Source organism: Methylobacterium sp. WL120 (assembly GCF_008039465.1).
Lineage (GTDB): Bacteria > Pseudomonadota > Alphaproteobacteria > Rhizobiales > Beijerinckiaceae > Methylobacterium > Methylobacterium cerastii.
Map to the genome: position 1 here is coordinate 38,812 of NZ_VRUT01000011.1, position 16,755 is coordinate 55,566.

General features: G+C 72.0%; 16 protein-coding genes. All 16 read right to left on the minus strand.

Annotation, left to right across the window (positions count from 1 at the left end):
• Positions 1-11: 11 nt before the first annotated feature.
• Positions 12-398 carry a PepSY domain-containing protein gene (locus FV229_RS04085; RefSeq protein ID WP_147750723.1) on the minus strand — a complete coding sequence of 129 codons (387 nt, stop codon included), beginning with the start codon at positions 396-398 and terminating at the stop codon, positions 12-14.
• Between the two features lie 468 nt (positions 399-866).
• Positions 867-1,163 carry a hypothetical protein gene (locus FV229_RS04090; protein ID WP_246688045.1) on the minus strand — a complete coding sequence of 99 codons (297 nt, stop codon included), beginning with the start codon at positions 1,161-1,163 and terminating at the stop codon, positions 867-869.
• 53 nt (positions 1,164-1,216) lie between these two features.
• Positions 1,217-1,684, minus strand: a complete 468-nt coding sequence (gene ptsN / locus FV229_RS04095) for a PTS IIA-like nitrogen regulatory protein PtsN (protein ID WP_147750725.1) — start codon at positions 1,682-1,684, stop codon at positions 1,217-1,219.
• 133 nt (positions 1,685-1,817) lie between these two features.
• Positions 1,818-2,426 carry a ribosome-associated translation inhibitor RaiA gene (gene raiA / locus FV229_RS04100; RefSeq protein ID WP_147750726.1) on the minus strand — a complete coding sequence of 203 codons (609 nt, stop codon included), beginning with the start codon at positions 2,424-2,426 and terminating at the stop codon, positions 1,818-1,820.
• A gap of 241 nt (positions 2,427-2,667) precedes the next feature.
• Positions 2,668-4,224, minus strand: coding sequence for an RNA polymerase factor sigma-54 (rpoN, locus tag FV229_RS04105; RefSeq protein WP_147750727.1), 1,557 nt, complete (start codon positions 4,222-4,224; stop codon positions 2,668-2,670).
• A 281-nt stretch (positions 4,225-4,505) separates the two neighbouring features.
• Positions 4,506-5,516, minus strand: a complete 1,011-nt coding sequence (locus tag FV229_RS04110) for a helix-turn-helix domain-containing protein (protein WP_147750728.1) — start codon at positions 5,514-5,516, stop codon at positions 4,506-4,508.
• A 216-nt stretch (positions 5,517-5,732) separates the two neighbouring features.
• Complete coding sequence (locus FV229_RS04115; protein WP_147750729.1) at positions 5,733-7,355, minus strand: ABC-F family ATP-binding cassette domain-containing protein; 1,623 nt, start codon at positions 7,353-7,355, stop codon at positions 5,733-5,735.
• 69 nt (positions 7,356-7,424) lie between these two features.
• A complete protein-coding gene (locus FV229_RS04120) occupies positions 7,425-7,778 on the minus strand; it encodes a hypothetical protein (RefSeq protein WP_147750730.1) in 354 nt (117 codons plus the stop codon).
• Between the two features lie 264 nt (positions 7,779-8,042).
• Positions 8,043-11,171, minus strand: a complete 3,129-nt coding sequence (locus FV229_RS04125; protein WP_147750731.1) for an efflux RND transporter permease subunit — start codon at positions 11,169-11,171, stop codon at positions 8,043-8,045.
• A 10-nt stretch (positions 11,172-11,181) separates the two neighbouring features.
• Positions 11,182-12,906 carry an HlyD family efflux transporter periplasmic adaptor subunit gene (locus FV229_RS04130; RefSeq protein WP_147750732.1) on the minus strand — a complete coding sequence of 575 codons (1,725 nt, stop codon included), beginning with the start codon at positions 12,904-12,906 and terminating at the stop codon, positions 11,182-11,184.
• An 82-nt stretch (positions 12,907-12,988) separates the two neighbouring features.
• Positions 12,989-13,405: a hypothetical protein gene (locus FV229_RS04135; RefSeq protein ID WP_147750733.1), complete on the minus strand. Its 417-nt coding sequence runs from the start codon at positions 13,403-13,405 to the stop codon at positions 12,989-12,991.
• 91 nt (positions 13,406-13,496) lie between these two features.
• Positions 13,497-14,036 carry a type II toxin-antitoxin system MqsA family antitoxin gene (locus FV229_RS04140; RefSeq protein ID WP_210246582.1) on the minus strand — a complete coding sequence of 180 codons (540 nt, stop codon included), beginning with the start codon at positions 14,034-14,036 and terminating at the stop codon, positions 13,497-13,499.
• 386 nt (positions 14,037-14,422) lie between these two features.
• A complete protein-coding gene (locus tag FV229_RS04145; RefSeq protein ID WP_238271104.1) occupies positions 14,423-14,836 on the minus strand; it encodes a DUF305 domain-containing protein in 414 nt (137 codons plus the stop codon).
• A gap of 58 nt (positions 14,837-14,894) precedes the next feature.
• The gene (locus FV229_RS04150) at positions 14,895-15,590 is read right to left on the minus strand and encodes an NrsF family protein (protein WP_147750735.1); all 696 of its coding nucleotides are present in this window, start codon (positions 15,588-15,590) and stop codon (positions 14,895-14,897) included.
• On the minus strand, positions 15,583-16,152 hold the full coding sequence (locus FV229_RS04155; protein ID WP_147750736.1) for a sigma-70 family RNA polymerase sigma factor: 570 nt from the start codon (positions 16,150-16,152) through the stop codon (positions 15,583-15,585). Before FV229_RS04155 ends, FV229_RS04150 begins: the two co-directional genes overlap by 8 nt.
• Positions 16,153-16,437: 285 nt before the next feature.
• Positions 16,438-16,755: DUF1223 domain-containing protein (locus FV229_RS04160; protein ID WP_147750737.1), on the minus strand; the 318-nt coding region annotated here is incomplete at its 5' end.

The window sequence follows — 16,755 nt, forward strand, 5'->3', positions numbered from 1 at the left end:
GGGGACGGCGCTCACTGCGCGGCGACGTTGCCCTTGAAGTCGACGCCGACCTTGACCGGCTTGCCGTTCAGCACGGCTTCGGCGCGCCAGATGCCCTTGTCGTCCTTCTTCAGGCCGCGGACGTCCTTGTAGCCGGCATCCTCCAGGCGCTTGTGCGTCTGGGCTTCGGTGAAGCTGTTGGCGCCTTCCTCCAGCTTCGCGTTCGCGGCCGCGTTGGCGGTGGCCGGCTTGGAGGCGTCGGGGCGGTCGGTGTTCGGCCGCGTCACGGCCTCCTGACCACCGGACTTCTCGCTGGACTTTGCGTCCGGCGCGGGGGTGCCCGTGGTCGTGGTCTGAGCGGAGGCGATGCCGGTCCCGAGCAGGGTCACGAGCGCGATGGCAGTCAGATGGCGTTGCAAGGCGGTTTCCTCTACTGTTACCCCCAATCAATCCCGTCGCAGCCCCAAGCGTTCCGAACTATATTCTTCGAAGACATCTTCGCGCCGGCTCAAGAAAGCGTGGCGTTTCGCGAGAAATTGTCGTTTTCCCGGGAACGGTTTCGCGATGAGCGCTGAGACGCACCGGAAAGCCGGGCATTTCGTGCCTCGTAAACGCCTCGCCCCATCGGATGAACCGTGGGGTCCCCCTCTCCCCGCATGCGGGGAGAGGCCCGGCCGCACCCCGTCGTGCAGCCGGGAAGCGAAAGGCTGAGCCGAAGCGAGGGTGAGCGAACGGAGGAGGCTCATCCGGATCGGCCCCTCACCGTCGGCTGCCGCCTCGCTCGGCCGACGACGAGGTCGGCCGAGCCCTCTCCCCGCAAGCGGGGAGAGGGGGGCGCACTCGGCAAGCCGTCGGGAACGAAGGTGGGCGGCAGCCCAGCCGGCGGGTCAGCCCCGGCAGCGGGCCTTGATCGCGGCCGAGAATTCCTTCTCGGAGTCCTGCACCTGGCTCAGGCGCGCGCCGCGCTCGCCGCCGGAGAGGCAGCGGCCGTAGACGCCGGCGACGCGGCGCATGGTGTCGACGTGGCGGCGCCAGATCCGGCAGCTCTTGGCGTCGTCGCCGTCGGCCTGCTCGAGTTGGTCGATCGCCTGGCGCTGCATCGACTGGGCGACGAGCATGTCGCGGGCGCAGGTGCCGTCGGCCGCGCCCTGTTGCGCCCGCGCGGCGTGCGGGACGGCGAGCAGCGTCGCCGCCACGGCGAACGGCAAGACCCGAGGCCGGCTCACGCGACGCCCGGTCATGCGGCCTGCGAGGTCGAGGTGTGGGTGAGCAGCGCGTAGAGGGCGTGCGCGTCGCGCGCCGCGCGGATGCGGTCGAGGATGCCGGGCTCGCGCAGGATGCGCGCCACCTGGGCCAGGGCCTTGAGGTGGTCGGCGCCCGCGCCCTCGGGGGCGAGCAGCAGGAAGGCGAAGTCCACCGGGCGGCCGTCAAGGGATTCGAAGTCCACCGGCCGGTCGAGGCGGGCGACGAGCCCGAACAGCCGGTCGAGGCCCGGCAGCTTGCCGTGCGGGATCGCGACGCCGTCGCCGATGCCGGTGGAGCCCAAGCGCTCGCGCTGCAGCAGGGTCTCGTAGACGTCGCGGACGTCGAGCGTCGGCAGGCGGCGGACCGCCTGGGCGGCCAGGTCCTGCAGCACCTGCTTCTTGGCCCGGGCGCGGAGCGAGGGCACCACGGAATCCGGATCGAGGAATTCCAGCATCGGCATCGAAAGACCGCCCGCCCGCTCTCGAACCATGGGGGCCACGCCCCCATGAAGAGGGCGCGCACCGCGTTGTCCGCGCGGCCGCGCCCCAAAAACACCAATCCCCGCCCCGAAGGCCGGTTCCGGCGTCCTCGGCTCAGGCCGCCGCGCTCGGCGGGTCGACCCAGCCGATCGCGCCGTCGCTGCGCCGGTATACGACGTTGATGCGCCCGGTGCCAGCGTGCACGAAGACGATCACCGGGGCGCCGGTGAGGTCCAGCGCGGTGACCGCCTCGCTCACCGAGTGGCGCTTGAGGGTCTTGGTGCTCTCGGCCACGATCGGCGGGTGGCTCGCGCCGTCGTCGGGCTCGTCCTCGTCCTCGTCGTCCTCGGGCGCGGCGAACACCGCGTAGGCCGCCTCGATCGCGGCGCCGTTCGGCCCCCCGTTCGGTCCTTGGGCGTGCTCCTTGAGCCGGTGCTTGTAGCGGCGCAGGCGCTTTTCCAGCCGGTCTGCGGTCTGCTCGAAGCTGGCGCGCGGGTCGTGCGCGGTGGACGACGCCTCGATGGTGAGCCCGGAGACGAGGTGCAGCACGCAATCGGTGCGGTAGGCGGTGCCGTCGCGCCGGAGCGTGACATGCCCGGTGCTGCTCTCGTTCATGTGCCCGTCGAGGTATTTTGACAGGGTCGCCGCCATCCGCTCGTCGACTCGGCCCCTGAGGGCTTCGCCGAGGTCCAGGCCGTGGCCCGTGACGCGCAATGACCCCATGTATCCTCCGGTGCGGTTGACCCTGGTCTTTCGCCCGCCGACCGCGGCGAGCGGGATTCGGCGGAACGCCGACCCGTCGGCGTGACGGGGGACGGAGTAGAGAAGCCGGCGCAGGCGAAGTCAACGGACGTGAGAAGCCTTGCCGGTCACGGTCCAACCGCCGGGGCGGGCCTGAAACCGCCCTGCGCGGCAGCGCCGTCATCCTCCAGCGCGGCGGGCGAAGAGCCCGCTCGCGGCGCGTTCACCGCGCCATCATCACCCCCGCCACCATCCCGCCCTGCGCGTAGCGTTCGCGGCGGCGCTCGATCGACGAGGGGATGCGCAGGGATTCGCGGTACTTCGCCACCGTGCGGCGGGCGATGTCGACGCCTTCGTGGCGCAGCTTCTGCACCAGGGCGTCGTCGGAGAGCACGTCGTCCGAGGTCTCGCCGTCCACGAGTTGCTTGATGCGGTGGCGCACGGCCTCCGAGGAGTGGGCGGCGGTGCCGGCGGCCCCGGGGATCGCGGCGGTGAAGAAGTACTTCATCTCCAGGGTGCCGCGGCTGGTGCCGATCGCCTTGTTGGAGGTGACGCGCGAGACGGTGGATTCGTGCATGCCGATCGCCTCGGCGACCGTCTTGAGGTTCAGGGGCCGCAGGTGCGTGACGCCGTGGACGAAGAACCCGTCCTGCTGGCGCACGATCTCGGTGGCGACCTTGAGGATGGTGCGCGCCCGCTGCTCCAGGCTCCGGGTGAGCCAGTTCGCGGTCTGCAGCGCCTCGGAAAGGAAGGCCTTGTCGCCCTCCGCCTTCGCGCCGCGCACCACGCGGGCGTAGTAGCTCTGGTTGACCAGGACGCGGGGCAGCGCCTCGCCGTTGAGCTCCACCAGCCAGGAGCCGTCGGGGGCGGCGCGCACGAACACGTCGGGGATCAGCACCTCGACGCCGCTCGAGCCGAAGGCGCGGCCGGGCTTGGGATCGAGCCGGCGGATCTCGCCCAGCATCTCGACGAGGTCCTCGTCGTCGACGCCGCACAGGCGCCGGAGGGCGGAGAAGTCGCGCTTGGCCACGAGGTCGAGGCGCGAGACCAGCGCCTGCATCGCCGGGTCGAACCGGTCCTTCTCCCGCAGCTGCAGCGCCAGGCATTCGGCGAGGTCGCGCGCGGCGACGCCGGCCGGATCGAAGCTCTGGACGAGCTTGAGCACGCCGGCGACCCGGTCGAGGGAGGCGCCGAGGCGCTCGGCCACCGCATCGATCGATTCCCGGAGGTAGCCGGCCTCGTCCACCGCATCGATCAGGAAGCCGCCGATCAGCCGGTCGGTGGCGTCGCGGGTGGCGAGGTCGAGCTGGCGGCCGAGATGCTCGCGGAGCGACGTCTCGACGGTGAGCGTCGCCTCGAAGTCCGGGGCCTCCGAATCGAAGCTGCCGCCGGTGTTGCCGTAGGGCGCGGGCGTCAGCGAGAGCATGTCGCCGGTGGCCGCCTCGCGGATCGGGCTCGGCGCGTCGTCGGGGTAGACGTTGTCAAGGCGGGCGTCGAAGTCGCCGTCGATCTCGCCGCGGCCCGGGTCGACCTCGGTCGCCTTCCACTCCGCCCCGTCCGCGAAGGCCTCGGCGGCGGGTTCCGCGCCCGCGGCCTCGCCCGGGCCGTCGGTCGGCTCGGCCTCGGCGCGCTCCAGCAGCGGGTTGCGCTCCAGCTCGGCGTCGACGTAGGCCGCAAGATCGAGCTGGGAGAGTTGGAGGAGCTTGATCGCTTGCAGAAGCTGCGGTGTCATCACCAGGGACTGGCCCTGGCGCATTTCCAGCCGTTGCAGCAAACTCATCGCGTCGCCTCGGTCCTCTTCGGTGAACAGGCCGCGCCCCGCGTTGTTACGCAATAGGCACGGTTCTTGCTTTAACTTCAGTTAAGCCCTTTAAACCCATCGCGCCCCCGCGTCAAAGCGTGTTGGGTGTGCTGCGCGCTGGTTCGGTGGATGGTGGCGCCGACGCCACAGCCGGCACACGGCACGCTCGCACGGATGTGCTGAGGAACGGTTGCCGTACGCAGGCTTCGCCGCGGGCGGTCCTTGCCTGTCCGGGCGGGCCGGATCAGCGCATCCCCGCGTCAGTACAATTCGATCAGCCAGTCGTTGAGCGGCTGGGTCCGGCCGTCGCCCGGGTCCTTCGCGCGTCGCAGCTGCTCGATCATGCTCCGGAACTGCCCCGGCGGGCGGCCGAAGGTCGAGCGGAAGGCGCGGTTGAGGTGCTGCTTGCTGGAGAAGCCGTGCGCGTGGGCGATCGCCGCCAGCGGGTGCGCCCCGCCGCGGCGGCGCAGCACGTTGCGGATCCGTTCGAGGCGCCGCAGCTGGATGAAGCGCGCGACGCCGCCGTCCGCGGCGAAGCACCGGTACAGCACGGTGCGCGAGATCCCGACGCCGCCGGCGATCGCGTCGGCGTCGAGGCCGTGGTCCGACAGGTGCGCCTCGATGAACGCCTCGACCTTCCGGCGGCGTCCGCCGTCGGGCTGCCCCAACGCGGCGACGGCCTCGGCACCCGGCGGCGTTCCCTTGAGGGCCGCGGCCAGGAGCATGCCGAGCACGGGGCCGAACTGGTCCGACGTGTCCGGGGTCAGCGCCTCGACGCGGTGTGTGAAGGAGATCATCAGGTCGGCGATCACGCCGGCCACCCGCTGCGACAGCACCGTGCCGTGGAAGGCCCGCGGGTCCGGGATCAGCGTCCCGATCTGGTCGCGGGCCACCGCCACGGTGATCGTGTGCGTGTCGTCGCACCGGTTCCGCTGCGGCGCGCTGGTGTCGATGACCAGGATCTCGCCCGGGCGCAGGCGGCGCTCCTCTCCCTCCGCGCCGGCGATCAGGCTGCCGGAGAGCAGCAGGTGGAGCGTGAGGTGGTCGAAGCCGTCGCGGCGGACGCGGGCGACGTCGCGGTCGTGGCCGACGCCGGCGAGCCGGCGCTCGAACACCAGCATGCGGTTGAAGCGGTAGGCCCGCACCTCGGCGTGGAACGCCCCGTCCGTGCGCGTCACGTCGGCGCCGGTCGCGTAGAGGGCGTGATACGCGTCGAACCCGACGGCCGGGCGCAGGGCCTTGCTGGAGAAGGAGAGCAAGGGCAGCGACACGTTCTTCGACCCCTGCTGGCGCGGACCGCGATCGGCCTCGGCCCGCGATAACCCTAACCTATGTCAATCACCTAAAGGATTCGACAAGACTAGGGCGAGGTCTGCAACGCATGGTCGTGCGGTCGGCCGCCGTCTTCCCTGGGTGGGACCACGTATAGGCGCCTCGAACAGCTCGCGGTCTACGCAGGCGCGAAGGTCACCGCCCTCGTCGCGCCTTCAGCTGCGCAGGCCCGGTGCCTCCTGACCCGTCCGGGCCACGTACTCGGTGTAGCCGCCACCGTATTGGTGGATGCCGTCAGGGGTGAGTTCGAGCACCCGGTTCGAGAGCGCGGCCAGGAAGTGGCGGTCGTGGCTGACGAACAGCATCGTGCCCTCGTAGCTGGACAGCGCGTCGATCAGCATCGCCTTGGTGCCGATGTCGAGGTGGTTGGTGGGCTCGTCCAACACCAGGAAGTTCGGCGGGTCGAACAGCATCTTGGCCATCACCAGCCGCGCCTTCTCGCCGCCCGACAGCACCCGGCAGCGCTTCTCCACGTCGTCGCCCGAGAAGCCGAAGCAGCCGGCGAGCGCCCGCAATGACCCCTGGCCGGCCTGCGGGAAGGTGCTCTCCAGGTCCTGGAAGACGGTCAGATCCCCGTCGAGCAGGTCCATGGCGTGCTGGGCGAAGTAGCCGAGCTTGACGCTGCCGCCGACCGCGACCGTGCCGTCGTCGGGCGCGGCCGAGCCGGTGACGAGCTTCAGAAGCGTCGACTTGCCGGCGCCGTTGACGCCCATCACGCACCAGCGCTCGCGCCGGCGGATGCCGAAATCCAGGCCCTCGTAGATCGTGCGGCTGCCGTAGCGCTTGTGCACGCCCTTGAGCATCACGACGTCGTCGCCCGAGCGCGGCGCCGGCTGGAACTCGAACGTCACGGATTGCCGGCGCTTCGGAGGCTCCACCCGCTCGATCTTGTCGAGCTTCTTCACGCGGCTCTGCACCTGGGCGGCATGAGAGGCCCGGGCCTTGAAGCGCTCGATGAACTTGATCTCCTTGGCCAGCATCGCCTGCTGGCGCTCGAACTGCGCCTGCTGCTGGCTCTCGTTCAGCGCCCGCTGCTGCTCGTAGAAGGCGTAGTCGCCGGAGAACGTCGTGAGGGTGCCGCCGTCGATCTCGATCACCTTGCCGACGATGCGGTTCATGAACTCGCGGTCGTGCGAGGTCATCAGCAGCGCGCCCTCGAAGCCCTTGAGGAAGGATTCGAGCCAGATCAGGCTCTCCAGGTCGAGGTGGTTCGACGGCTCGTCGAGCAGCATCACGTCCGGGTTCATCAGGAGGATGCGGGCCAGCGCCACGCGCATCTTCCAGCCGCCCGACAACTTGCCGACGTCGCCGTCCATCATCTCCTGGCTGAAGCTCAGGCCGGCCAGCACCTCGTAGGCCCGGCCTTCGAGCGCGTAGCCGTCGAGCTCCTCGAAGCGCGCCTGGACCTCGCCGTAGCGGGCGATCAGCGCGTCCATTTCGTCGGCCCGGTCGGGATCGGTGAACGCCGCCTCCAGCGCCTTCATCTCCAGGCCGACCGCGCTCACCGGGCCGGCGCCGTCCATCACCGCCGAGACCACGCTGCAGCCCGACATCTCGCCGACGTCCTGGCTGAAATAGCCGATGGTGACGCCGCGATCGGTGGAGACCTGGCCCTCGTCTGGCTCCTCCTCGCCGGTGATCATCCGGAACAGGGTGGTCTTGCCGGCGCCGTTGGGGCCGACGAGGCCGATCTTCTCGCCCTTCTGCAGGGCGGCCGACGCCTCGATGAAGACGATCTGCCGGCCGTTCTGCTTGCCGATCTTTTCGAGGCGTATCATGCGGTGGAAAGGCCCTGGTGTGGTCCCGCGGGCCTTACGGCATCGGGCGCATCACCGAAAGGGCAGGGCTCATCTCTCGAAGCGGGCTTGCAGGGTGTGGCCGTGCATCCGCGCCGACAGCACCACCTTGGCGCCGGCGGGCAGCGGCGCCTTGAGCGCGCCGACGAGCCGGTTCGGCTCCGCGCCGGCCAGCGCCACCGTCTCGGTCCGGCCCCCGGCCTGGACGAAGGCCTTGCCCGTCACGCCGACGGTCCTGGCCGGGCCGCCGTCGTCGTCGGTGACGAAGAAGGTCAGCGCGGCGTCCGAGGCGACGAACTCGATCGGATGCCCGTCCGCCACCACCACGACGCCGCCGTTCGGGCCGGCGGCGAAGGCCGGGACGGCGAGGGTGAGGAAGAGGGCGGTGGCGAGGATGGGGCGCATGAGGGGCTCCTGGGTTTTACGGGGGGAGGTCTGTCGAAGGCCCTTCGCAAGGCCTCGACATCTTCGCGACGAAGCGCGGGTCCCCTCTCCCGGGCGGGAGAGGGTTGGGGTGAGGGGCAAGAATTGGCCGGAGAGGTCACGCCCCTCATCCCAGCCTTCTCCCCTGGGAGAAGGAGCCGCGGTGCGTCTCGCGCGATCCGTACCGGAGCCGTCGTCTGACTGCGCGGCGGTCCTAGGGGGAGGGAGACGTAGCGGAACGACCCGTCAAAACGCCTCGGCCGTCGCAACTCCGGTCGGCGCCTCCGCGCGGGCGGCGGCTCGCAGGCGTTCCAGCGGCTTGCGGCCGAAGGCGAGGAACAGGATCGGCGTCAGCACCGTGTCGAGCAGCGTCGCGCTGATCAGGCCGCCGAAGATCGTCACCGCCACCGGGTGCAGGATCTCCTTGCCCGGCGCGTCGGCGCCGACCAGCAGCGGCGCCAGCGCGATGCCGGCCGCGAGCGCCGTCATCAGCACCGGCGTCAACCGCTCCAGGCTGCCGCGGATCACGAGGTCTGGCCCGAATGGCAGGTCCTCGTGGATCGCGAGGTTGAGCCAATGGCTGATCTTCAGGATGCCGTTGCGCGTGGCGATGCCGGTGAGGGTGATGAAGCCGATCATCGAGGCGACCGAGAGCGGCTGCCCGGCGAGCCACAGGCCGACCACCGAGCCGATCAGCGCCAGCGGGATGCTGCCGAGGATGATCAGGGTCAGCACCGCCGAGCGGTAGCGCCCGTAGAGCAGGGTGAAGACCAGCGCCAGCGAGACGAGCGAGAGCAGGCCGATGGTGCGCGCCGCCTCGCCCTGCGCCTGGAACGAACCTTCGAGGCTCGTGGCGTAGCCCGGCGGCCACCGGGTGGCGTCCACCTGCTCGCGGATGGCGGCGACGACCCGGCCCATGTCGGCGCCCGGCGCGGTGTTGGCCTGGACGACGATCCTGCGCCTGGCGTTCTCGCGCAGGATCTGGTTCGGGCCGTCGGTCTCGCGGATGTCGGCGATCTGGCGCGCGGGCACCCAGCCGGACGGCGTCTCGACCAGGAGGTCGCCGAGCGCCTGGGTCGTGCGCTGGGTGTCGGACAGCCGCATCACCACGTCGAAGCGGCGGACGCCGTCCACCACCCGCGAGACCACCTGGCCGTTCGAGAGCCGGCTCAATTGCTCGACGAGGGCCGCCGGCTGCACGCCGTAGAGGGCGGCCCGGGCGTAGTCGACCCGGACCTCGAGCTGCGGGATCAGCACCTGCTTCTCGACCTGCAGGTCGGCGATGCCGGGGATCGCGGCCAGGCGTTGCCGCAGGTCTCCGGCGAGGCTGCGCAGGGTGTCGAGGTCGTCGCCGAAGATCTTCAGGGCGATCTCGGCCCGCACGCCCGAGAGCATGTGGTCGAGCCGGTGCGAGATCGGCTGGCCGACGTTGACGCCGACCGGCAGCAGGGCGAGGCGGGAGCGGATGTCGGCGACGAGGGCGTCCTTGGCCCGGGCGCCGGGCTTCAGGTCCACCTCCAGGTCGGAGGAGTGGACGCCCTCGGCGTGCTCGTCGAGCTCGGCCCGGCCGGTGCGGCGGCCGACGGAGCGCACGTCGGGGATCTCCAGGAGCAGGCGCTCGGCCACCAGCCCCATCCGATTGCTCTCGGGCAGCGAGATGCCGGGGTTGAACGTCATGTTGACGGTGAACGAGCCCTCGTTGAACGGCGGCAGGAAGGCGCGCGGCAGCCACGCCGCCGCGACGCCGGCCGCCGCGACCGCGACCGCGGCCGCGAGCAGGATCGGGCGCCCGCGGGGCAGGGCCACGCGCAGGGTCGCGGCCAGCGCGCGCTTGAGCCGGCGGATCAACCCGCTCTCGTGCTGGTCGAGGCGCTTGAGGCCGGGCAGGAGGTAGTAGGCCATCACCGGCGTCAGGGTGATCGAGACCACGAGGCTCGCCAGGATCGCGACGATGTAGGCTTGGCCCAGCGGGGCGAACAGGCGGCCCTCGATGCCGGAGAGGGCGAACAGCGGCACGAACACCAGCACGATCACCATCGTCGCGTAGACGATGCCTGAGCGCACCTCCTGCGAGGCGGCGACCACCACCGCGAAGGTCGAGCGCGGGTCGCCCGCCGCGCGGTTCTCCTTAAGCCGGCGAAAGATGTTCTCGACGTCGACGACCGCGTCGTCGACGAGCTCGCCGATGGCGATGGCGAGCCCCCCGAGGGTCATCGTGTTGATCGACAGGCCGGCGAGGTGGAACGCGATGGCCGTCGCCAGGATCGAGACGGGGATCGCGGTGAGCGAGATCGCCGTGGTCCGCAGGTTCAACAGGAAGGCAAACAGCACGATCGCCACCACCACGATCGCTTCCACCAGCACCTGCTCGACGTTGCGGATCGAGGTCTCGATGAAGTTCGCCTGCCGGAAGATCAGCCGGTCGGCGCGCACGCCCGCCGGCAGGGTCGCGGTGATCTCCGAGAGCGCCGCCTCGATCCGGGCGGTGAGCGCGACGGTGTCGGCGCCGGGCTGCTTCTCCACCGAGATCACCACCGCCGGCGCGCCCATGTAGCCGGCGTCGCCCCGCTTGACCTTGGCGGAGAACGACACCTCCGCCACCTGCCGCAGGTAGACCGGCCGCCCGTCCACGGTGGCGACGACCATGTTGCGCAGGTCGTCGAGGTTCATGGTCCGGCCGAGGTTCCGGATCAGGTATTCGCGGGCGTACTGGTCGGTGAAGCCGCCGCCGGTGTTGGTGCCGAACTGCGCCAACGCGGTCTCGAGCTGCGCCTGCGTCACGCCGAGCGCCCGCAGCGCCGTGGGTTGGGGCGCGACGCGGAACTGGCGCACTTCGCCGCCCATCGGGATCACCTGCGCCACGCCGGGGATCGACAGCAGGCGCGGCCGGATCGTGAAGTCGGCGATCTCGCGCAGGCGCATCGAGTCGACCGTGTCGCCGGTGAGCGCGACCATGACGATCTGCCCCATGATCGAGGAGATCGGCCCCATGGTCGGGCTCACCTCCGCCGGCAGCTGCGGCCGCGCCATGGCGAGGCGCTCGGCCACCTGCTGGCGGTTGCGGTAGATGTCGGTGCCCCAGTCGAACTCGACATAGACCACCGACAGGCCGACGCCCGAGACCGAGCGCACGCGGGTGACGCCGGGCAGCCCGTTCATCTGCGTCTCCAGCGGGAAGGTGACGAGCTGCTCGACCTCCTGCGGGGCGAGGCCTTCCGCCTCGCTCATGATCGTGACGGTGGGCCGGTTGAGGTCGGGGAAGACGTCGACCGGCAGGCGCGTGACGGTGAACGCGCCGTAGACGACGAGGATCGCGGCGATGGCGAGCACCGCCAGCCGGTTGCGCAGGGCCTGCGTGACGAGGAACGTGAACATGCCGGCCTCCTCAGCGGATCTGGTTGAGGAGTTCGGAGCCCTGCGTCACGATCCGCTGCCCGGGCTTCAGCCCCGAGACCACCCGCACGCGGGCGGCGTCGAGCGGTTCGACCTGGACCTCGCGCGGCGCGAAGCGCTCCGGCGCGACGTGCTCGTAGACCAGGGTCTGGCCGTTGCCGCCGCGCACCACGCTGAGCCGCGGCAGGGCGAGGCCGGTCTGTTGGGTGTCGGTGGCCGCGAGCACGGTCACGAACTGGCCGGTGCGCAGCTCGGGCGGCGCGTCGCGCACGGCGAACTGGATCGGCACGGCCTGGGCGCGGTCGGCGAGGCCGGCGCCGCGGTAGGCCAGCTCGAGCCGGCGCCCGTCGGCGAGCCGCGCGGTGGCGTCGGCCGTGCTGGCCAGCGCGTCGAAGCTCAGGGCCTCGACCCAGAGACGGGCCGGATCGACGATCTTGAACACCATCGCGCCCGGGCTCGCCATCTGGCCGGCGACCGCGTTGGCCTCGGCGACCACCCCCGAGACCGGCGCCGCCAGCGCTTCGGGCTGCGAGCGGACGCCGTCGAGGGCCTTGCGGCGGTCGACCAGGCCCTTGAGCTCGGCGTCCGCGTCGTCGATCTGGACCTGCGAGACCGCGCCGCCGGGGCTCAGCTTGCGGTAGCGCTCGACCCGGCGCGCGACGATGGCGATCTGCTGGTCGAGCTCGCCCTGGCGCTGGCGCATGTCCGACACGTCCACCGCCTGGACCGGCGGCGTGACGAAGGCCAGCACCTCGCCCTTGCGCACCGGCGAGCCGAGGCGCGGGAACAGGCCGGATTCCGGCGGCGACAGCCGGCCGCCGACCGAGGATTGCACCACGCCGCTGCCGTTCGGGTCGGCGATGATCCGGCCCGGCAGCTCCGTGGTCCGCGCCAGCACGCCCGACGCGGTGACGAGGGTGCGCAGCGTCAGCACGCGCTGGGTGGGTTTCGGCACGAACACCGACCCGTCGGGCAGGCGCCGGGCGAGGTCCTGTGCGCCGGCGGCGGCCATCGGCGTCGGCGCGTCGTGGTCGTCGTCGCCGTGCGCGAAGGCGGAGGGCGCGAACAGCAGCCCGGCCGCCAGCACAAGGAGCGCGACCGCCGCGACGCCCCGGCGGGCTCGCATCAGCACCGTCGCGAGGATGCCGAGCACGAAGCCGGCGCCCCCGACGAGGAACGGCATCGGGTCGGCGCTGCGCAGGTGCGCGCCGAAATCGTGGGCGACGGCGAGGCCCGCATGCCAGGGCGCGGGCTCGACCGCCGGGGCGGGGGGCACCGGGACGTCGAGGTCGACCGGGAACAGGTCGGCCCTGCCGCCGACGGTCACCGTGAACAGCACGTCGTACGCGCCCGGCGTCGCGCTCCAGGGGGCGTCGAGGCGGTAGCTGCCGTCGGGCGCCGCAACCGCCGTCGCCTGGCCCGCCGGCGTCTCCGCCGTGATCGTCGCGTCGGCGACGGGCTCGTTGGTGTCGGCGCGGTCGAGGAACACCGTCAGCCGTCCGTCGCGCGCCACCGCGACGAGTTCGAGGGCGTCGGTGCTGGACGTGCCGCGCGGGGCCTCGACGCCGGGCGCCGCGGCGGCCTCGGAATGGTCGTGGCCTTCGTGGGCGCGCGCCGCGCCGGCCCATAGGCCGAGGGTGAGCGCGGCGGTCGCCAGGAACGCCGCAAGAGACGCCACGAGGGGCGCCGGAAAGGCGGCGGGAAGCCGGATCGTCATGGGAGGTCGACTTTCGCATCGGGACGGAGCGCGGCTCGACCAGACGAGCCGCGTCGTGCGCGCCGGCCGGCGGCGCGCGGTCTCAGGCGAAGGGTCGAGGGGGCTCGGGAAGGGCCTCGGGCACCGCGCTCGGGCGCGCGGTCTCCGGCCCCATCGCGACGCGGAGGCCGTTCAAGTCGTCGGAGCGGACGCCGTCTCCATCCGTGGCCGCGACGAAGACGTGGGCGCAGCAGCAGCCCGGGCAGGCCATGCAATCCGCCCGGTCGGACGCCGAGTCTCCCGCGGCGACGACCGCCGCCTGCATCGCGGGACCCGGCTGGGCCGCCGCGTTCAGGATGTGGCCGACCCCGGAATAGCCGACCGCGGGATGGCCGGCGCCGGTGTGGTTCGCGTGCGCGTGCCCGGCATGCGCCTGGGCGAAGGCCGGGACCATGACGAGGAGCGCCGCGACCCGAAGGATCGCAGCGAGCCGTCGAAGGAGGTGCCGGGCGCTAAGCATCGGGGCGAAGCCTAGCACGATTCGGGCGAAAGGGCAGGGTCGGCTCCGATGATCACGGGTCATGCCGCTCGGGCATTGGCCAAACACCCCGTCATTCCGGGGCCGCGAAGCGGAGCCCGGAATCCAGAGCCGCCGAAGCGTGGGCGACTGGCTCCGCCTCGGACGCGATTCCGCTCACGGCAAGGGCGTCGACGACCGCCTCGGGGTGGCGATGGATCGTCCAGATCAATGTCATGGCCGTGGCGTTCGGCTTCGACTTGCCCTGCTCCCAATTCTTGACCGTCGCCTCCTCCAGCCCGAACCGGAGCGCGAACTGAGCTTGCGAGAGCCGCAGGGCCTCGCGCACGCTCCGGACGGAGATCGGGTCCGGCCCGTGCTTGCGGACCGCGATGCCCAACGCCGTCAGCTCCGAGGCGAGGCGGCTCAGGCTCTCGACCTTCGGGAGCTCGACATAGGCCTCGCCCTTGTCGAACACCTCCGTCATGACCGCGTGGGCGGCCTTCACCGGAAGGTGCCTACGGACCAGGGCGCGGGCCGCCGCCACCGTGTCGAGGTGCGAGCCCGGAAGCCGCTTGAGGTTGAGGCGTTCGGCGGAGCCGTCGCGGACGAGGGTCTCGTCCCGGATTTGCACCCGTGGTCCGAACGCCGCCAACAACGTGGATCGCGTCGACATCCAATTCCTCCATGACCCCCTGCGCGATGTCGCGGAGCACGGCCGCGCCCCACTTCGTCGTCGGGTCGCCGCCGACGTGCATGCCCTTCAGCTCCAGGACGCGTCCCGACAGCGTCACCTCGGCCATCACATCGAGCGAACCCCAGGGGGTCCGCACCTCGACCGTGAAGATCGGGTCGTCGCTGGCGGCATGATCGACGACGATCCGAACCTTGCAGGCCGACACCGGTTCTTCCTGTACGCAGGATGCCTATAAGATGCCGAACGTCCGATCCGTCAAGGCCGCACCCGCGCCGAACGGGATCGGGGCTCACGACAGAACGTTCGGAGCCGCAGAGCGCGTTTTACTTCGCGCCCGTCCGCGCCAGGATCGCCCGCATCCGGGCGATCTCGCCCTCCTGCGCCTTGACGATTTCCTCGGCGAGCGCCCGCACCTCCGGGTCCTTCGAGTATTGCAGCGCGACCCGCGCCATGCCGATGGCGCCCTCGTGGTGGGGGATCATGCCGCGCACGAAGTCGGCGTCGACGTCGCCGCTGTACCGGATCGCCATGTCGGCGTGCATCCGCGCGTCGACGGCGCGGAACGCCTGGGTCGAGGGCGCCTCGCCGGCGGCCGGCGCGGGATGGCGCCCGGCATGGTCCATGTGCTCGTGACCCATCTTATCGTGGTCCATGCGCGGCGGCGTGCTCTGTGCCAGCGCCGCGCCGGCGAAGGTGGCGGCCAGCGCGATCGCGGCGGGGCGGACGATGTTTCGCATGGGGTCGAGGCTCCTCACGGGGATGTGGGCCACCGTGAAGCTTGCCATAGTGGTAAGGTCAACCGCCGCCGGAGGATCGATCGTTCCGGGCGCGCACGCCCGCATCCGGGCCGCCCCCGAGCAGCCGCCCGCCGAAGATTCCGTTCAGCCCGATCACGCCGAGCACGGTGACGGCGTGGATCAGGAGGTCGGTCGCGGTGGCGTCGTGCGGGTGGAACGGGACGAGCAGGGTCGCCGCCGCCGCGGCCGCCGCGAGGCCGCCGAGCGCCGCGGTGAGGTTCGGGTGCAGCGGGCAGGCGCGGCGCAACATCACCACGAGCAGCACCGAGAGCGGCAGCGACACGCCGACGAGGAAGGCGAAGCAGCCCTCCATGGCGTGGCCGTCGGCCGGGGTGGTGCCGGGGGCGAGCCAGCCGCGCAGGCATCCGAGCCCGCTCGCGCCGACCCAGAACGCGGCCGGCACCAGCGGCAGAAGCCCCCAGCGCAGGGAGCGGCCGGGCACGCTGGTCATGAAGGCGGCGAGCGCGGCGGTGATCGCGGTGAGCCCGGCGCAGAGCGCCGCGATGCGCAGGTCCGGCGTGGCGAGGCGCATGCGCAGGCTGTCCATGTCGGCCATCGGCATCAGGATCGCGGCGACCGCCAGCACAGCCGCGAGCCAGGCCGCCGCGCGCCAGGCCGGCGGGCTGAGCCGGCGCACCGGCGCGAGGCCGCCGACGAGGTCCTCGACCAGGGATTCGTGCACGGATTCAGGCATCGCCGCCCTCCTTGTCCCGGGCCAGCGTGCCGCGCAGCGCCTTCAGGGCGCGATGCAGGTTCACCTTCAGCGCACCCTTGCTGCGGCCGGTGAGCGCCGCCGCCTCCTCCAGCGAGCGCTCAGCGTAGGCGAGCTGCTCCACCGCCTGACGCTGCCCGTCCGGCAGCGCCGCCACCGCCCGCGCCAGCGCGGCGTTGCGCTCGTCCGCCTCGATGCGGGTGTTCGGGGCGGGCCCTGCGTCGGCGTGGGCCTCGTAGGCGAGGGGGTCGTGCACTTCCTGCGGGCGGCGCCCCGCGCGGCGCAGCCGGTCGATCGCCCGGCGCTGGGTGATGGCGCGCAGCCACGGCAGGAACGGCCGCGCCGGGTCGTAACTCGCCCGCGCCTTGTGGATCGTCAGCAGGGTGTCCTGCACCACGTCGTCCACCGCCTCGCCGCGCACGCCTTGCGCGCGGGCGATGCCTGCGATCACCGGCAGGCAGGCGTTGAGCAGCCGGCGGTAGGCCGCCGCATCGCCGCCTTGCGCCGCGGCCATCGCCGTCGCCAGACTGTCCTCGAGCGCCATCGCCGCCCTGTCGCCGCGTCGTGTCCCCGACCCTAGCGCAACGGCGCCGCCGGGGGAACGCACCCGCAGCGTGGGAGCCGGGCCGACGGCGGACAGGAACATCGGCGAGCCTCAGGAACGACGTCGGGCGCCCATCGCCCGCATCCGTCTTCGCCGGGGCGGCGTGAAGGTTACGCTCATGCCGAACCTCGCTGAGCCCGACTCATCGAGGTTCGGCCCCCCCCGCGACTGCGGGGCGGCGGTCGTCCGCCGGATCGCATGGGTTCTGACCCATGAGACTTGGTATCAGGTGGCCGGCCCGAGCCGCGCCGCGCCGAAGATCCGGCCGTCGGCGCCCTGCACGATCACCGCGGCGTCGGCGCCGGCCGGGAGCGGAGTCTCCCAGGTCGCCGCCTGACCGCTCCAGCGGCCGAGGTCGGACACGGCGCGGACGACGTTGGCCTGGGCGATGGTGCGGCCGGCGTTCTCGCCGCGGGCGACCCGGGTGGCGTGGCTCGGATCGAACCCGACGAGGGTCACGGTGCCGGCGCCCTGCCCGGCGCCGACCGCGACGACGAGGGTGCCGCCGCGCCGCGCCAGCGTCACCGGCGCCTCCGCGGAGGC